The sequence below is a fragment of the Paenibacillus sp. 01T47 genome, from assembly GCF_056398245.1.
The window spans coordinates 20758-37157 of record NZ_JBFTPA010000016.1 but is presented as its reverse complement, the minus strand read 5'-3'; the positions used below and the strand labels follow the sequence as shown (position 1 = coordinate 37157).

Sequence of the window (16400 nt, the reverse complement as noted above, 5' to 3'; positions counted from 1 at the left end):
TGTTTTATGAAATGGTCGTTTTCCTTCTAAGCATTCCTATTCATTTGTGACTCAGGCTTGATGCTAACGGACATAGAATCCGCTATTCTTCATAATTTGGGCTTAATTTGCATCTAACGGACATAGATTTCGCTATTTAGTCGAAATCAAGTTAAATCATAACGCTTGGAGCCTAATAGCGTACCCTATGTCCGTTACTTCTGAAAAAAGAGGAAATCAAAGCAAATAAGGTATCTGATGTCCTTTATTTCTATCATCGCCGATTTCGTTATCTTGCGATTATATTCGGTAATTAAAACATACAAAGCCCGATGAGGTATAGTAAGAATATACAGCTATTTATTTCGATTTACAGGGGGCGAGCCGTCTGCAAACGATACAAACAAAGCTTTTTGACTATGGGCAAGCAGAGATCGATTATTTGAAAAGCGTAGATGAAGCGCTTGGTGCTGTCATGTCTCGGCTCGGAAAAGTCGAACGCATCATCATGCCGGACTTATTCACTTCACTCGTTTATGCGATTGTAGGCCAGCTGATTTCAGCTAAAGCAGTGCACACCATATGGGAGCGAATGCAGGTGCGGCTTGGTAAAATATCCCCTTCGAACATAGCTAATCAAACGGCAGATCAGATTCAAAGCTGCGGGATAACGATGAAGAAGGCCGTTTGCATAAAAAGCATTGCGGAGTCGATTATGCAAGGTGAAATCCGGCTGGAAGAGCTGAACCGCTTATCGGATGCAGAGGTAATCAAGCAGCTGATGTCCTTAAAGGGAGTTGGCAAGTGGACGGCTGAAATGCTGCTCATTCATGCGATGGAGCGCCCAGATGTCGTGAGCTGGGGAGATATTGCCATTCGCCGCGGGATGATGAAGCTGTATGGTCTTCAAGATTTAACCAAAGAACAGTTCGATACCTACCGGCTAAGGTATTCGCCCTATGGTTCAGTGGCTTCGATTTATTTGTGGACCTTGTCAATGGAGTAAGCTAAAAGGAGCAACAACATGGAGAAAACAATAAAAGAACAGCTCATAGCATTGAAGGAAGACGATTTTCAGAAATTTACGGCTGCGCTTATTCCTACAATTAATAATGTATTAGGCGTTCGGCTGCCGAAGCTGCGCCAGCTGGCCAAGTCGATAGCAAGTGATGACTGGCGTACCTATTTAAAGGATGCAGATAGCGAGTACTTTGAGGAAGTGATGCTGCAGGGGATGGTCATTGGTTATGCTCAAGCGGATATCACAGAACGTTTAAACATTGTCGCTGAATTTGTTCCGAAGATAGACAATTGGTCAGTCTGTGACAGCTTTTGCAATGGGCTGAAATTTACAACGGACAATAAGTTAGCGGTATGGGATTTCATACAGCCGTATTTGGTATCTGACAAAGAGTATGAGATACGCTTTGGCGTCGTTATGCTGCTTGGGTATTATATTGAAGAAACTTATATCGAGCGCCTCTTGCAGCTGCTTGATCAGACGAAACGAGAGACGTATTACGTCAAGATGGCGGTAGCTTGGGCATTGTCAATTTGTTATATTAAGCAGCCAGAGGCTACTATGAATTATTTGAAAAGCGGTGCTAATTCTTTAGATGATTTCACCTATAACAAAGCTCTGCAAAAAATAATAGAATCATACCGCGTCGATCAAGAAACCAAAATCTTAATACGCGGTATGAAACGAAAAAAAAGCTAAGGCTCAAAGCCTTCCTGGCTTACATAAATGCGATCCTCCGAAAAAACCTGCTTGAACCGCTCGTAAACGACGCGATAAGCAGCCGGATGATACCATTCCTCAAGACCTAGCTGCTCATACAAAGCATTGATGCCTAGTTGTCGCGTTCGTTTTCCACTGCTTCCGTCACCCATAAAATAATCGTCTATGCAGATGCGTTCAACGAGCGGGCGCAGTATTTCGGCGAATTGCTCACTGCTTGGCAGCATGGGGGCAATCGTCGCTTGAGTGGGAACGCCCGCATCAGCTAGCAGTTGAAGCGTCTTTAGCCTAGCCTTAATCGGTGGGGCATTCGGTGAAAAATGTTTTCGAATGTCCTCGCGATCTGTTTCGACTGTCATACTGACGCGAACCTTCTCTCCAAGTCGCAAGAGCAGATCAATATCCCGCTGAACAAGCGGGCTTCGCGTTTGCACAAACAAAAAATCAGGCGGGTCATCAACCATCACCTCGAGCAAGGAGCGAGTAATTTGTTCCTTATATTCAATTGGCTGATAGGGATCAGTGCTGGATGACATAAAAATAGTAACCGGACCTTTAGACTTTTCTCTTAAAAATTGTTTGCGAAAAACTTCAGCAGCATTTTTCTTAATATCGACCCATGTTCCCCATTCGGCGCCTCGAAATAAAGAAACAGGCATTTTCCGCACATAGCAGTAGGAACAGCCAAACGTACACCCTGTATAAGGATTTAAAGAATGGCTGTAGCCGGTAAGAAAGCCGGTTCCTTTATTCAATAAGGTTTTGGGCTGTGTATATAAATATTCGATCGGCATATTAGTGTTTTTCCAGCTGTAGCAGCTTTGTTTTCATTTCTATGCCGCCGCGGTAGCCTGTCAGCGATCCGTTCTTTCCAATGACGCGATGGCAGGGAATTGTAATTAAGATCGGATTAGCGCCAATCGCCGTGCCCACAGCGCGAACAGCTGCGGGCCGCTGGATTTGATGGGCAATATCGGAATAAGACTTCGTTTCCCCATAAGGAATATCGCAAAGTGCTTTCCATACTTCCTGTTGGAAGGCTGTTCCTTGATAGTGGAAGGAGATGCTGAATTGCTTGCGGGAACCTTGAAGGTATTCAGCTATTTCAATTGTATAAGGCTGGAGCAACTCAACATTCTCTAGTAAAGGGCTGCCTGGATAGCGGGTATTTGCCCATTGGACCAGCTCGTCTATCGGTTCATTCTGAGAGCCGATAAAACAGAGTCCTTCCGTTGTGGCTGCAACGTATAGGCTCCAAGTTTCGTACGTGAGCAATGTCCAATAAATGGGCGGTTTACTGTGTTTGGTCATTCGAATCAGCCTCCTGTTTGTGCAATTGCCGATAGGCTGCGGGTGTGCAGCCCGTCTTCTTCTTAAACAACGTTACAAAATACGGCGTGTTGTGCATGCCGACGCTTGAACCGATCTCTGAAATGGACAAATCGGATGATGTCAGCTGCTCCTTCGCTTTATCGACTCGTAATTGCTGTATATATTCAACGGGTGTCATGTGTTTGATTTTTTTGAAGGTCCGATGCAGGTGATAGGGGCTGCCGTGACATTGATCGGCAACGACTTGTAAAGTTAAGTTGTTCATATAGTTTCTGTCGATATATTCGGCAGCTAAATGAATCCATTCATCATCAGGCAGGCGCATCCCGGTAGGCTTGCATCGTTTGCATGGGCGAAAGCGGGCAGATAAAGCTTGCTCGGCCGTAGAGTAGATAGCAATATTTTCTTTGTTGGGCGGTTTGGATTTGCAGGATGGCCTGCAAAATATTCCTGTCGTTTTCACCGCGTAAAAGAAGATCCCGTCATAAGCAGCATTGTTGCTTAAGATGGCATGCCACCGTTCCTCGGTCAATGTTTCTGAGTGTTGTTTCACCATTTTGCTCACCTCCATCATTAGTATAACCTCGAAAGTGAACGTATGTACGTATTTTAGAATGTAAAAGCAAGATAACGAAAGCGGGATGATTAGAGGGTAGACTTTGATCCTGACGCGCAATCGCGTAAAATAGAAGGATCAATGCTGCTAATGGAGGAGAGCTTATGGAAGCTAAAGTAATAACATTACCTTTATTACATGTTGTAGGCTATCGTATTGAAGCTAACATAACAGAGTTTGAGTCTGGTCTTGGCAAGAATACTTATCGATTACTCGTTGAAAGAAAAGCGGAAATTATGAATAGAAAAAATGAAAATGTGATTTTAATGCAAATCTACCCCATGAATGATGATTTTGACCCACATGTCGATCGGTTTACGAATCTGGTCTGTTACGAGGTAAGTGAACAAGCTGATGTTCCAGTAGATATGACTAGTCATACCGTGACTGAAAGTAAGTATGTTACATACAAGCACAAAGGACTTGAATCCGAGCTAAGTCGTTCGTACGGCTATGTCTATGGCGATTGGATGAGTGAAACGGGAAATGAACCCAAAAACTACGATTTTGAAATTTGGGATGAACGATATCAACCCGAAAGTCCCGATAATGAAATTGATTTGTATATTGCATTGAAGTAATGAGAGGTTATAAAAAATATAGCTTTAAAAGGAGCACAATATCATGTCATTGCCACTTTCGAAACAGCTTAATCGGGATTTTATTCTTAGCCAGCTCGAAGCTTTACTAAACATTCCAAGCCCTAGCGGGTACTGTATGGACATTGTAAAGCATTTAGGAGAGGAAGCAGAGAAGCTTGGCTATTCGCTCGAAATAACGCCAAAGGGCAACGGAATGATAACCATTCCAGGCGTCAATTCAGAGAAAGTGATCGGCATAACCGCGCATTTGGATACGCTTGGAGCGATGGTTCGTTCGATCAAGTCTGATGGGAAGCTTCGCTTCACGTCGATCGGGGGCTACAATATGCAAACGGTCGAAGGGGAGTATTGCGTTATTCACACGCGTGACGGCCGGAAATATGAGGGAACGGTGTTGTCTACGAAAGCCTCTGTGCATGTATACTCCGATTCGCGGGAGTGGAAGCGCGAAGAAGCGAATATGGAAATTCGCATAGATGAGCTGGTGAAAACCAAAGCAGATACAGAGGGGCTGGGCATTTCCGTAGGCGATATCATTTCGTGGGAGCCGCGAGTGCGCATCTTTCCGAATGGCTGGGTGAAGTCACGGCATTTGGACGATAAAGCAAGCGTAGCAGCACTGCTTGGATTAATGGAATGGTTCAAGCGTGAAGGGAACACACCTGCATATACACTCAAGCTGATCTTCTCGACCTACGAAGAGGTGGGACACGGAAGTTCTTATATTCCTGAGGATATAACGGAGATGATTGCGGTGGATATGGGAGCGCTGGGAGATGATCTTTCTGCGACAGAGCAGGATATATCCATTTGCGCCAAGGATTCGACTGGACCATACGATTATAATATGACGACTAAGTTAATTGAATTAGCGAAGCGTGAGAACCTAGCTTATGCAGTAGATATTTACCCGCACTACGGCTCCGATGCATCGGCTGCGCTGCGCGGCGGAAGCAATATTCGTGCGGCATTAATCGGACCGGGCGTTCACGCTTCCCACGGCATGGAACGCACACACGCAGATGCCATCGTAGGCACGTCCGCTTTGCTTCTGGCTTATGTCATGGAGTAAGATTTCTAGTTAATATACAATAGGTAGAAAAAATGCGAAGAAGAGCGGCGATGACATCGATGCTCTTCTTTTTTTTGATGACTAAACTTGTCAGAAAGACAATGAAGTAGGACGTTAGTAGAAGAGCGCCAAGCGTTATTTTGGGACAAAAAGATAGGGAATGCTCTATGATTTCAGTGCTTTAGAAGCTTTATATTTATCCCGAATGATGTTGGTTTATCCTGACAGGGTGCAAAATATAGATTGCTGAAACGTATGATCGATTAGCTGAGAACGATGGAATATCCGCTTTTTAGGCTCCGAATAGTCCCTTTTTCAATTCAAACCCCGCTTTTTTTTGTTTTTTAAGTGTAAATTTGCGGCAGTTAGGGGTTAAAACGTACAGGAAAAAGAGGAATGCGAAATATGTCGAATGGTGTTTTACTGCTGCTTAGGTAGGATGCTGGTCAATAGTCCCTTATTTTTTCGCTAAATTAGTGGAATTTTAATTGGATTCTTCGTTCGTTGGAAAGTGGCAAACAGGAAAAAAACCTTTATTTTACATGGGTTAGAGGGAAAAAGTATGCGGGAAAACATGAGTCCCAAGTGGGACTTTCACCCAAAATTTATTAAGCGCTTTCAATAGTCAGAATTATCAATTTGGCGATAAAAAACATGACATGACATATCCCACTATTCGCATCAATTAGGAGTCCGTACTTATGAAAACCATAATGAAAATGAGCAAGATTGTCTAAGTGTGACCATGTCTTTATTCCCTCAAGAATTATTATCATCTGTGTCATACTAGAGTGCAAAGAGAGACAAGAAGCTTTCCAAAACTCAAAATGTATGAGCGAGCTGATGAATGGAGGTTTCAGAGATGAATGTTTCAAATCAGGAGCAGAAGCAGATGAAGCTGAAGCAGTTTTTGAAAATACTATCCGAGGATCCTTCTCTATTACAGAAAGACGGTCAATCGGAAGCGAGGTCGCTGCCTGAGCTGCTTATGGCAACTGGCTGCCTAATCCATAATGAACCGATTGACATGGCGAAGCTGATATCTCAGCTGCTCGGTAAGATCGGCCTACAAGCCTGCTCTGACGATATGATGGAGCATGTAATGAATGGCGGGACCGTGGATGAGTTCATTAATAACACGAGATGATAACATTTTATGTCTAAGCAGGAATCCATGGATAAACCTATTCCTGTAAACAAACGATGCCCAAAAGTTCGCGTTTCGAATAATGAGAGAATTTTAATATTCATTAAGAACAACTTTCGTGAAGTTCGGCAACGGATGATTTTAAAGCAATGGAGGAAATGATTTGGAATTAAAACAGTATTGGATCATCGTGAAAAGAAGGCTACTGATGATAGCTTTAATTATTTCAGTGAGCTGTCTAACCATCGGCATTTACTCCAGCTACTTTATCAAACCACAGTATGAAGCATCCGCTAAGTTAATCGTTAACCAGTATAAGGACAGCAGCTCGCTCATTCCGAGCATAGATGTTGGATCGATTAACTCCACGATCGGACTTATCAAAACCTATAAAGAGATTTTGCGAACGCCGCGAATGATGAAGCGAGTTGTCAAGCAATACCCGGATCTCGGTGTGACATACGGCGAGCTCATCGGCAAGGTAAGCGTAAGCTCAGTGAATGAAACACAGGTCATGTCCATATCGGTACGTGATGACTCCTATGAGCAAGCAGCAAAAATCGCGAATGCGATCGCCATCGTTTTTCAAAAATCGGTTCCAGAGCTGATGAAGGTAGATAATGTTTCCGTGCTGGACCAAGCTGATCCGCATGAACAACACGGGCCCGTTGCTCCGAATCCTAAGATGAACATTGCGGTCACGTTCATGCTGGCATTGATGGTAGGTGTAGGCATATCCTTCCTGCTGGATTACTTAGATGACACGATTAAGACCGAAGAGGACATCGAGGCACTGCTGGAAGTACCAGTACTAACATCGATTCCGAAGTTCGAAGAGCGGGATGCGACAGAACACAGCAGCAACGCCACGTTAAAGACGAATGCAGGGAGGGAACAAAATGTCTCGTTTGATTCCTAAATGGAACTTGATAACGGAGCTTAATCCCAAATCGCCCATTTCTGAAGGGTACCGGATGCTGCGGACAAACATTGAGTTCTCGACAATTAATCAAAAGCTGCAAATTATTATGGTCACCTCTTCCAAGCCAAGCGAGGGCAAAAGCACGACATGCGCCAATATGGCAGTCGCGTTTGCACAAGCAAACAAAAAGGTGCTTCTGATTGATGCGGATCTCCGCAAGCCTTCGCAGCATCATATCTTTGGGAAGTCCAACCGCAGCGGCTTAACGACGGCTTTATTGAACCAACTGAAGCTTGAGGACATCATTCAGTTTACGAATACGGACAATCTGTCCATTATCCAAGCGGGGCCAACGCCTCCCAATCCTTCCGAGCTGCTCTCGTCGGAGCAAATGGCGGAGCTGCTTAAGACAGCTAGAGAGCGGTACGATGTCGTCATTATCGACACGCCGCCGATCATGTCTGTAACGGATGCTCAAATTGTAGCAACGCAAAGCGATGGGGTCGTTCTTGTGATCGACTCGGGAAAAGTGAAAAAAGATGTTGCCCTTAAAGCAAAAGCGTCACTTGAACATGTGAAAGCAAATCTTATCGGCGTCGTGCTTAATAAGATCAATCGAAATCATTCAGATATCTACTCTTACTACTACGGAGAAAAGACAGAAGCTTAATCGTCTTTGCTCCAGCTCATAGAAGCAAGAAATAGATAGGTAATGTCTCCTGCACCTCTATCACCGGAGGCACTCGGTCATGCTGTGGGTCAGCCGACCTTAGACGTTAATCGTCAAGGGTGTGACGTGAGGAGGGGTTAGATGCCCCTTAACAACCAAAAAAAAATAATAGGATAGGGTGAAATCAAATGAAAAAAGTGAGAAAAGCCATTATCCCCGCCGCAGGACTTGGAACACGGTTTTTACCGGCAACCAAAGCGATGCCAAAAGAAATGCTTCCGATCGTCGATAAACCGACCATTCAATACATTGTAGAGGAAGCCATTGAATCAGGCGTTGAGGATATCATCGTCGTAACGGGTAAAGGAAAGCGGGCGATTGAAGATCACTTCGATATCGCATTTGAGCTTGAGCATATATTAGAAGAAAAAGGCAAGCTGGATATATTGGAAAAGGTAAGAAAATCATCAAATGTGAATCTTCACTACATAAGGCAAAAAGAAGCGAAGGGGCTTGGGCATGCGGTATGGTGCGCTCGCAACTTCATTGGGGACGAGCCGTTTGCAGTGCTTCTTGGGGATGACATTGTAGAAGCAGAAGTCCCTTGCACTAGGCAGCTTATTGAGCAATATGAGAAAACCGGCCGCTCGGTTATTGGCGTACAGACGGTTGGCGTTGATCAGACGCATCGTTACGGTATCGTTGACCCAGGACAGCGGGTAGACAATCTTTATGAGGTCAATCGTTTTGTAGAGAAGCCGCCGCAAGGACAAGCGCCTTCTAATTTAGCCATCATGGGCCGTTATGTGCTCACTCCCGATATATTTGAATATTTAGGACGCCATGAGCGCGGAGCTGGAGGCGAAATTCAGCTTACCGATGCGATTCAAAAGCTTAACGTAGAAAAAGGCGTTTACGCCTTTGATTTCCAAGGCATTCGTTATGATGTCGGAGAGAAGCTAGGCTTCATTATGACGACGCTTGACTTTGCCTTAAGAAATAATGAAATTAAGTATCAGTTGATGACTGAGCTTGAGGAATTAATGGAACGGGAGCTTAGCAAACAGTTATTAGCTGGAAGGAGTGATAGAAGATGACACCTCCACAATATCAGGATGAAGCGGTAATCGGCGTTTCTGATTACTATTCGAATAGGCGCAGCGCTCAGCAAACGGTAAGCATGTATTCGATTATCAAACGCACGATTGACATTGTTGGTTCGCTAGTCGGTTTAATCCTGTTAAGCCCGCTGTTTATCATCATCGCTATCCTTATTAAGTGGGAGGACCCTAAAGGTTCTGTCTTCTTCTATCAAACAAGGATCGGCAAGGATGAGAAGCCGTTTCGCATGTACAAATTTCGCTCGATGCTGACGGGTGCCGAGGACAAGCTGAAGGATCTGCTGGATAAGAACGAAATTAGCGGTGCAATGTTCAAGATGAAGGATGATCCGCGCATTACAAAGATCGGCAAGATCATTCGCAAAACGAGCATCGATGAGCTGCCTCAGCTGCTGAACGTGCTGAGGGGCGAAATGTCCTTGGTTGGTCCAAGGCCGCCTCTTACAAGGGAGGTAGCGGAATATACGGAGTACGACAAGCAGCGCTTGTCCGTAACGCCAGGCTGCACGGGACTTTGGCAGGTAAGCGGCAGAAACAATCTATGCTTTAAGCAAATGGTTGAGCTTGACCTAACTTATATTCAGAAGCGATGCATTTGGTTCGATTTCAAAATTATGCTGAGAACGGTGAAAACGTTAGTCGGCTCTCAGGATGCTTTTTAGAGTGTGAAAGCTTACGAAGATAGTTTTGCTACGCAAAACTAAGCTAATGCTTACGAAGTCAGTTTTGCTACGCAAAACTTAAGGAGTTGATAAAAATGGCAAGAATCCTGCATATTTCGGAGTTTACGAAGGGCGGTATCGAGACGCACTTGAACGAGGTGCTGAGCTACCAAGCGAGCAGACATGATATTTTTCTTATGGCTTCTGAGCAGAATTCGAGCCCTGAGTCGCTTCAAATTAGCCAAGATCGATTGTGCTTGTACCCTTACAAGAGGAAGCCGGCTTATTTTGTGAAAGCCATGAAAGCTATTCATCGTAAGGTAAAGGACTTCAAGCCTGATATTGTACATGTACACGGAACGTTCGCAGGTGTTTTCCTGCGGACGTTGTTTTTTTTCAAGAGCAAGCGCCCGATCGTCATCTATAATGCGCATGGCTGGGCTTTTCTGATGGATATAAAGCCGTGGAAGCAGCGGATATTCGCCTTAGTAGAGAAGACGCTCGCACTCCGGACTGATTTCATTATCAATATTTCGAGGCATGAATATGAGAAGGCCATGCATTATGGACTGCCAGCAGCCAAGTCGGGAGTCGTCTATAACGGCGTTTCGGATACGTTGGAAGTAAGCACGCCGCCTTTCGAGACTGATCCTGACATGATTCATCTACTTTATGTAGGACGCTTCGATCGGCAGAAGGGGTTTGATCTGCTGCTTGAGGTGTTCAACAAGCATCAGTTTACAAACGTTCGCTTATATTTGGTTGGCGATACTGTGCTGAAGGAAGTTGAATACAAGTTTCCTGAGAACACAATTAAGATCGGCTGGGTGGACAATTCTCAGATCGATCGTTATATGCAATCCTGTGATGCGGTCATTATTCCATCTCGCTGGGAAGGCTTTGGCATCGTCGCCATTGAAGCGCTGCGGAATAAGAAACCGGTTATTGCGAGCAATCGAGGTGCGCTGCCGGAAATTATTAGCGATGGCGTTAATGGGTATGTATTCGACTTCGATAATAAGCAGCAGCTGGCAGACATCATTCATGAGCTGGACAAGCCGAAGCTGAGAGCGCTTGGCTTAGCGGGATGGGACATTTTCCAAGAGAAATTCCATTCGGATAAAATGAACAACCAAATCGAGCGGCTTTACGAGGAAGCCTTGCAGAAATCAAGCAAACCGTTATCCTCCGCCGTCAAAAAATACGTCTAGATTTACGGGGATGGAGAGAAGATGAGCCAAATCTTGCAAAGCAATCTAGTGATTAAAGCTAAATTAGCCAAAAAAGAAGAGAAGCAGCAAATCTTTTTGGCGATTTATTTATGCTTCTTGCTGGTGCTGACCGTCTACCAGGATTTCCCGTTAGTCAATATAATCGGCGAGATTGGCAGGTCACCCATTATTTTGCTGGTTCCGCTGTTTGTGTTATGCGAAATTGGGCTGCTGGCGAAGCATAAGCGGGTGATGCATGGCAGCATGCTGCAGAAGTATATATTCGGATTTATTTTATATTTGTGCTTTATCAGCATTGCCTATTTGCTAATTCAATTCATTCAAGGCAGCTACAGCTTCGGATCAGAGAGTCTGCTTGGCAAAGCGATAAAGGTACTTATTTATTTTGTGCTCATCCTGCTTTATATCAGGCATATGCAGCTCGTTTTTTCCAAAATTACAAGCTTTAAGACGCTGTATGGTTGCTTCCTTGCAATCGTTACGCTGCTGACGGTCATTATGATCTTGGAGCTTATGAGTATGCCGAACGCCTTCACGTATTTGCATGCAGGGAGCAGCCCTTATTGGAGGGTTCGGATGTTGACCTCAGAGAGCAGCACGACGGGCTCCATCGTGGTCGTATATGCATCCATTTTGGTATATCTGACAAAGTATTTGAACAGCTTCGGCAAGACGCTAACGATCGTTTATGCTTCAGGTTTTTTTCTGTTTTACTTATTTATTACAGGCTCCAAAGGGTTTATGATTATCAGCTTGTTCACGCTAGTCGTGACGATGATTAAGTTTTTGGATTTTCGAAAAAAGAAAAATTTTGTTTTGCTCATCTCAGTCGTTCTGGCCATGTATATGTTCATCACTAATTTTTCTGCGGGGCTGGTCAGCTCGTTCAGTAATGACATCGAAAACTACACATCTTCCTACACGCGTATGGGAACGATCATCATCGCGCTGATTACGGTGTTTCACAATCCGCTCGGGGTTGGCACAGGAGCATATCTCATGTATTTCGATAAGTATGTGAATGATTCGATCAGCATGATGTCCCATTTCTATTACAATACATTTGGCATCAGCCAAATTAATGCGGGGGAGCTGTTGCAATATTCGGGCTCGGACAAAAACTTAGGCGTCAAATCGGGCTTTTTCCAATGGATTATGTTTGGCGGGCTCTTCGCAGTTGTGTTCTTTTATCTGCTTGCCAAAAACCTGATCGTCAAAGTGAAATCCAGCTCTATATTATTTCTTGCTTTAGTTTTTATCTTATTTTCAATGCTTCTTGTTTCCTTGGAGATTAAATATGAGATATGGCTGCTATTTGCTTTTATTAGCCTTTATTTAGGCAAAAACGATATAGATCAACCAAAAAGGTCGGGGGTATCCAAATGAAGATGCTTGTGGTGTGCAGTGATTTTCCCTATCCCGCCGATCATGGCGGAAGGGTAGACACATGGGGGAGAATCAAGGTGCTCGCGGAGCTTGGCTGGAAGATCCACTTGCTCGTTTGCGGCAAGCAGATGCCATCTAAGGAAGATATGGACACAGTATATAATTACGTGGAAGAGATCACGTTATGTGATCGAAGAAGCAAGCTGGCTGATCTGCTGCATGTTATTCCGATGCAGGTGCAGTCGCGCAGTGAATTAAGTAATGTAGAGCTGGCAGGAGATTATGATTATGTACTGCTTGAAGGCGACTACGTGTATCCGGTATTGCAAAATCCAAAGATCAAGCATGATACGGTTATCCTGCGGGTGCATAACGATGAAGCGGTCTATTTCAAGGCGCTAGCCAATAGCACCAAAAACGTCGTTCACAAAATGTATTACCACATGGAGAGCCGCAAATTCACGATTTTGCAAAAAAAAATGCTGGAGAAGGTGGATAAATACTTGTTTATATCGAGCAAGGAATTTGAAAGCTTCCGCAAACAGCATCCTGCTGCAAAAAGCTTGTTCCTTCCGCCTCCGGTTACGAAGGTCAACTTCGAAGCTAGTGATTTTCGCAGCAAGCATGTCGTGTTCATTGGTTCCCTATTTATGCCGAACAACCGAGAAGCAATTCAGTGGTATCTGGAGCATATCCACCCGCTGATGCTGAAGGAGCCGGACTATAAGTTCATCATAGCAGGGAACAGCAGAAAACAGAGCCTCAGCTGGCTCGAGAGCTACAACCTAAAGAATGTCATTGTACATGATACGCCAAAGAGTTTGGATGAAATATACCGAAGCGGCTATTTATTCGTTAACCCGATGCAGAACGGAGCGGGCGTCAAGCTGAAGACGATTGAAGCGATTCAGAACGGCTTGCCGGTTATTTCCACCTCCATCGGCTACGAGGGAACAGGACTTGTAGATAACGAGCATATCATGGTCGCTGATCGGCCGGAGCAATTTTATGGGAAAATCAAGCAGCTATTCGATGATCCTCAAAGGGCAAAATCATTGCTGGAGTCATCGCAAAGCTTCTTGCGCACCCATTACAATCACAAAGAAGTATTGAAAACATATATGCAATCCTTGAACGTCAGTTATCCAGTAAAGCAGGTGCTCTAATATGAGTCGAAGTAAAACGAATGTGTTGTTTGTTACCCACGCGGATAAGAAGGGCGGCGCTGAGCAAAGCCTGATCCATCTCATCAATTATTTGGACACGTCAAAATATCGGATTTTCTTGTTAAGTCCTCGCGATGCGACGTATCTAAATGAAATAAGATCGGATTATGTTCATTTTCCGCTGCAGCTGGGCAGCATTAAGAAAAAACTAGGCTTAGGTTATATCGAAACGGTGCTTAAGATTCAGTCCTTTGTTCGTAAAAATCGCATCGACATCGTTCATGCCAACGGCTGGCGCGCACCTTGGTACACAGCTCCGCTAAAGTTTATGACGAAGTCAAAGCTGATCTGGCATCATCGCGACTATACCCATTTGCGTATGTTCAACCAAGTGCTGCCTAAATTTTTTGATCAGGTAATATGCATTTCGCATTTTGTAGCCAATTCGATTCAGGGCAGCAACAAGACGATCATTTATAACGGTGTTGATCCAGAGCTTGCTTTGACGAGAAAAAGCAGAGCCTTTATGGAGGATGATACACTCGTCATCGGCACGTTCGGCCGGATTGTGGAATGGAAAAGATACCATCTCATGATCGAGGCAGTGAAGAAACTGAGCGATAGCAATCGGAACAATTGGAAGCTGCTCATCGTGGGCGATGCATCCGTTGACGGGTCGGATGACTATTACAATGACATGATCCAAAAGGTGCTGTCCTACGGCTTGGAGCATCATGTGGTCTTCTATGGCTACAGCAAAAAACCGCTAGATGTGATGAAGGAATGTGATTTAACGATAAACTTCTCCCTTAACGAGCCGTTTGGCAGAGTCATTATTGAATCGATGCTCGTTGAAACGCCAGTTATCGTTGCAGATTCGGGCGGAGCGCCAGAAATTATCCATCATACGAGAGGCGGCTTCATCGTGAAGGACGGCGATGTGGAAGAGCTGTATCAGACGATGAGAAGCGTTTACGATGGGGAAGTTGATTATGAGGAACTATCAAGCCAAGGTTATGCAAGCGTAATGAGCGACTTTAATATGAGCTCCATTGCGAAGAAGGTGGAGTCGACATATCGTGAGCTGCTTGCGCCAAACTTAAAATCGGAAGCGGCAGGCGGGATGGTCAGATGAGCACCGTATATAATCGATTAAGCTTCGGCAAGCTCCTGGCTGTATTGAAGGGGGCTGCCATACTGCCAATCAAGGCGAGTTCAGCTGGCAAGCTTGGCCGTATTTCCGGAAAGCTGACCTTGCGAAACAAAGGGCGGTTCATCGTTGGGAAAAATGTTTCTTTCCATGCGAAGCCGCTGCCTTCTTCGGTTACCGTAGAGAAGCAGGCGGAGCTTTGGGTAGGGGATAATGTGTTTTTTAATTATGGCCTCGACATTGGCTGCACGAAGTCGATCCGAATTGGCAGCAACACGATTATCGGTCCGATGGTGAACATTATCGATACGAACTTCCACCCCGTAGATATGGAAGACCGAGCAGGCAGCAAGGACATCGTCATCTCGGACAATGTGTGGATTGGACGCGGAGCTGTTATTTTGCCTGGCGTAACGATTGGCAGCGGTTCAGTCATTGCTGCAGGCAGCATCGTCACGCGGGATATTCCGGATAATGTGCTGGCAGGCGGTGCACCCGCAAAGATTATTCGCGAGCTCCAGATTACGAAGGAATGGGTTCGCAGATATAACTAAAGGGAGCGTACGGCGATGAAAGTATGGATGTGGCCAAAATCAAGCGAATTGAACTTTTACAATGATTTATTGACCGATTCACTCAGCAGTGCAGGCATGGAAGTGAAGGATTTGCAGCATGGCAAGCTAGCGCTTCAGGTCGGGCAAGCGAAAGCTGGCGACATCGTCCATATTCACTGGATGCATCATGCCTATCAGAATGATAATCTGCTGTTGTTCATGGTGAAATCGATCATATTTATAATGACGATGATTTATTTGAAGCTGCGAAAAGTGCAGCTGGTTTGGACGATTCATAACCTGTATCCGCATCAGGTGAAGTTTAAGCGGCTGGAGCGTTACATGCGAACGATCATTTGCAAATTTTGCAGCAAGCTGCTGGTTGCTTCGGAGTCGATCAAACGTAAGGTTATGATGGAATTCGGAGTGCCTGCTAGCAAGCTTTTTGTTGTAAAGCATGGTCATTATCTTGGCGTGTATAAGCCTGCAGGCTTCAACTTCAGAGCGTCTTATGGCATCAGCGAAGAAGCTGATGTTTATTTGTTTTTAGGGGCAATCAAGGCGTATAAGGGTGTCGAGGATTTAATTGAAGCGTTTAATGCGTTCAAAACTCGAAATACCTATCTGATCATTGCGGGCAAAGCGGACAAGCAAATGGAATCCTATTTGAAGCGGGTAGAGGATAAGGAAAACATTATTTTGGACCTGCGCTTCATTCCAAATGAAGCAGTGGCTGACTTGATTAGCGCCGTTGATGTGATGGTGATGCCGTACAAGGAAATTACGACCTCCGGCTCTGCGATACTTGGCCTCTCGTTCAGGAAGCTGATCGTCATGCCTGACAATGATTTTATCGATGAGTATTTTATGGAGGATATGGTCGTGAGCTACAACCCAAGCGATTATAACGGTCTCGAAAATGCAATGAAAGCCGCGTTAAATGTGAAGAGAGAGCATAAGACGCCTAAGTACGAAGAAGTGCTTAAGGAGCTCGACTGGAGCGCGATCGCACAGAGGATAAAAAATGTTTACCAAGGATGGGGATAAA

At 44.8% G+C, this 16400-nt stretch carries 18 protein-coding genes; 15 read left to right on the top strand and 3 right to left on the bottom strand.

Annotation, left to right across the window (positions count from 1 at the left end; genetic code table 11):
* Positions 1–367 precede the first annotated feature (367 nt).
* Together AC1DOV_RS25480 and AC1DOV_RS25475 are read left to right on the top strand one after the other, a co-directional pair.
* On the top strand, positions 368–985 hold the full coding sequence (locus AC1DOV_RS25480; protein ID WP_477551373.1) for a DNA-3-methyladenine glycosylase family protein: 618 nt from the start codon (positions 368–370) through the stop codon (positions 983–985).
* 18 nt (positions 986–1003) lie between these two features.
* Positions 1004–1699: a DNA alkylation repair protein gene (locus AC1DOV_RS25475; protein ID WP_477551336.1), complete on the top strand. Its 696-nt coding sequence runs from the start codon at positions 1004–1006 to the stop codon at positions 1697–1699.
* On the opposite strand, the gene AC1DOV_RS25470 is transcribed toward AC1DOV_RS25475, so the two are convergent.
* Genes AC1DOV_RS25470 through AC1DOV_RS25460 form a run of 3 tightly spaced genes read right to left on the bottom strand, consistent with a single transcriptional unit; the run spans position 1696 to position 3608 of the window.
* Positions 1696–2514: an SPL family radical SAM protein gene (locus AC1DOV_RS25470; RefSeq protein WP_477510702.1), complete on the bottom strand. Its 819-nt coding sequence runs from the start codon at positions 2512–2514 to the stop codon at positions 1696–1698. The genes AC1DOV_RS25475 and AC1DOV_RS25470 overlap by 4 nt on opposite strands.
* A 1-nt stretch (position 2515) precedes the next feature.
* Positions 2516–3031 carry a methylated-DNA--[protein]-cysteine S-methyltransferase gene (locus AC1DOV_RS25465; protein WP_477510701.1) on the bottom strand — a complete coding sequence of 172 codons (516 nt, stop codon included), beginning with the start codon at positions 3029–3031 and terminating at the stop codon, positions 2516–2518.
* The gene (locus AC1DOV_RS25460; protein WP_441884915.1) at positions 3015–3608 is read right to left on the bottom strand and encodes a bifunctional transcriptional activator/DNA repair enzyme AdaA; all 594 of its coding nucleotides are present in this window, start codon (positions 3606–3608) and stop codon (positions 3015–3017) included. The genes AC1DOV_RS25465 and AC1DOV_RS25460 overlap by 17 nt, the downstream gene beginning before the upstream one ends.
* A 164-nt stretch (positions 3609–3772) precedes the next feature.
* On the opposite strand from AC1DOV_RS25460, the gene AC1DOV_RS25455 reads away from it, so the two are divergent.
* The 13 genes from AC1DOV_RS25455 (at position 3773) to AC1DOV_RS25395 (ending at position 16399) form a co-directional block, all read left to right on the top strand.
* Positions 3773–4249 (top strand): GyrI-like domain-containing protein, encoded by a 477-nt coding sequence (locus AC1DOV_RS25455; protein ID WP_477551335.1) that lies wholly within the window; start codon positions 3773–3775, stop codon positions 4247–4249.
* 43 nt (positions 4250–4292) lie between these two features.
* Entirely contained in the window at positions 4293–5342 is a 1050-nt protein-coding gene (locus tag AC1DOV_RS25450) for a M42 family metallopeptidase (RefSeq protein ID WP_477551334.1), read from the top strand.
* Positions 5343–6204: 862 nt separating this feature from the next.
* On the top strand, positions 6205–6489 hold the full coding sequence (locus AC1DOV_RS25445; RefSeq protein ID WP_430059502.1) for a hypothetical protein: 285 nt from the start codon (positions 6205–6207) through the stop codon (positions 6487–6489).
* 163 nt (positions 6490–6652) lie between these two features.
* Positions 6653–7408, top strand: coding sequence for a YveK family protein (locus AC1DOV_RS25440; protein WP_076269103.1), 756 nt, complete (start codon positions 6653–6655; stop codon positions 7406–7408).
* Positions 7389–8081: a CpsD/CapB family tyrosine-protein kinase gene (locus AC1DOV_RS25435; RefSeq protein WP_339204780.1), complete on the top strand. Its 693-nt coding sequence runs from the start codon at positions 7389–7391 to the stop codon at positions 8079–8081. The genes AC1DOV_RS25440 and AC1DOV_RS25435 overlap by 20 nt, the downstream gene beginning before the upstream one ends.
* A gap of 188 nt (positions 8082–8269) precedes the next feature.
* Complete coding sequence (galU, locus tag AC1DOV_RS25430) at positions 8270–9178, top strand: UTP--glucose-1-phosphate uridylyltransferase GalU (RefSeq protein ID WP_076269101.1); 909 nt, start codon at positions 8270–8272, stop codon at positions 9176–9178.
* Positions 9175–9864 carry a sugar transferase gene (locus AC1DOV_RS25425; protein ID WP_477551333.1) on the top strand — a complete coding sequence of 230 codons (690 nt, stop codon included), beginning with the start codon at positions 9175–9177 and terminating at the stop codon, positions 9862–9864. The genes galU and AC1DOV_RS25425 overlap by 4 nt, the downstream gene beginning before the upstream one ends.
* A gap of 95 nt (positions 9865–9959) precedes the next feature.
* A complete protein-coding gene (locus tag AC1DOV_RS25420) occupies positions 9960–11075 on the top strand; it encodes a glycosyltransferase family 4 protein (RefSeq protein ID WP_477551332.1) in 1116 nt (371 codons plus the stop codon).
* A 21-nt stretch (positions 11076–11096) separates the two neighbouring features.
* Entirely contained in the window at positions 11097–12482 is a 1386-nt protein-coding gene (locus tag AC1DOV_RS25415; RefSeq protein WP_441884904.1) for a hypothetical protein, read from the top strand.
* On the top strand, positions 12479–13648 hold the full coding sequence (locus AC1DOV_RS25410; RefSeq protein WP_477551331.1) for a glycosyltransferase family 4 protein: 1170 nt from the start codon (positions 12479–12481) through the stop codon (positions 13646–13648). The genes AC1DOV_RS25415 and AC1DOV_RS25410 overlap by 4 nt, the downstream gene beginning before the upstream one ends.
* Before the next feature lies 1 nt (position 13649).
* Positions 13650–14783 (top strand): glycosyltransferase, encoded by a 1134-nt coding sequence (locus AC1DOV_RS25405; RefSeq protein ID WP_441908583.1) that lies wholly within the window; start codon positions 13650–13652, stop codon positions 14781–14783.
* Positions 14780–15352, top strand: a complete 573-nt coding sequence (locus AC1DOV_RS25400) for a DapH/DapD/GlmU-related protein (protein ID WP_477551330.1) — start codon at positions 14780–14782, stop codon at positions 15350–15352. Before AC1DOV_RS25405 ends, AC1DOV_RS25400 begins: the two co-directional genes overlap by 4 nt.
* Before the next feature lie 15 nt (positions 15353–15367).
* Positions 15368–16399 (top strand): glycosyltransferase family 4 protein, encoded by a 1032-nt coding sequence (locus tag AC1DOV_RS25395; protein ID WP_430059508.1) that lies wholly within the window; start codon positions 15368–15370, stop codon positions 16397–16399.
* Position 16400 lies beyond the last annotated feature (1 nt).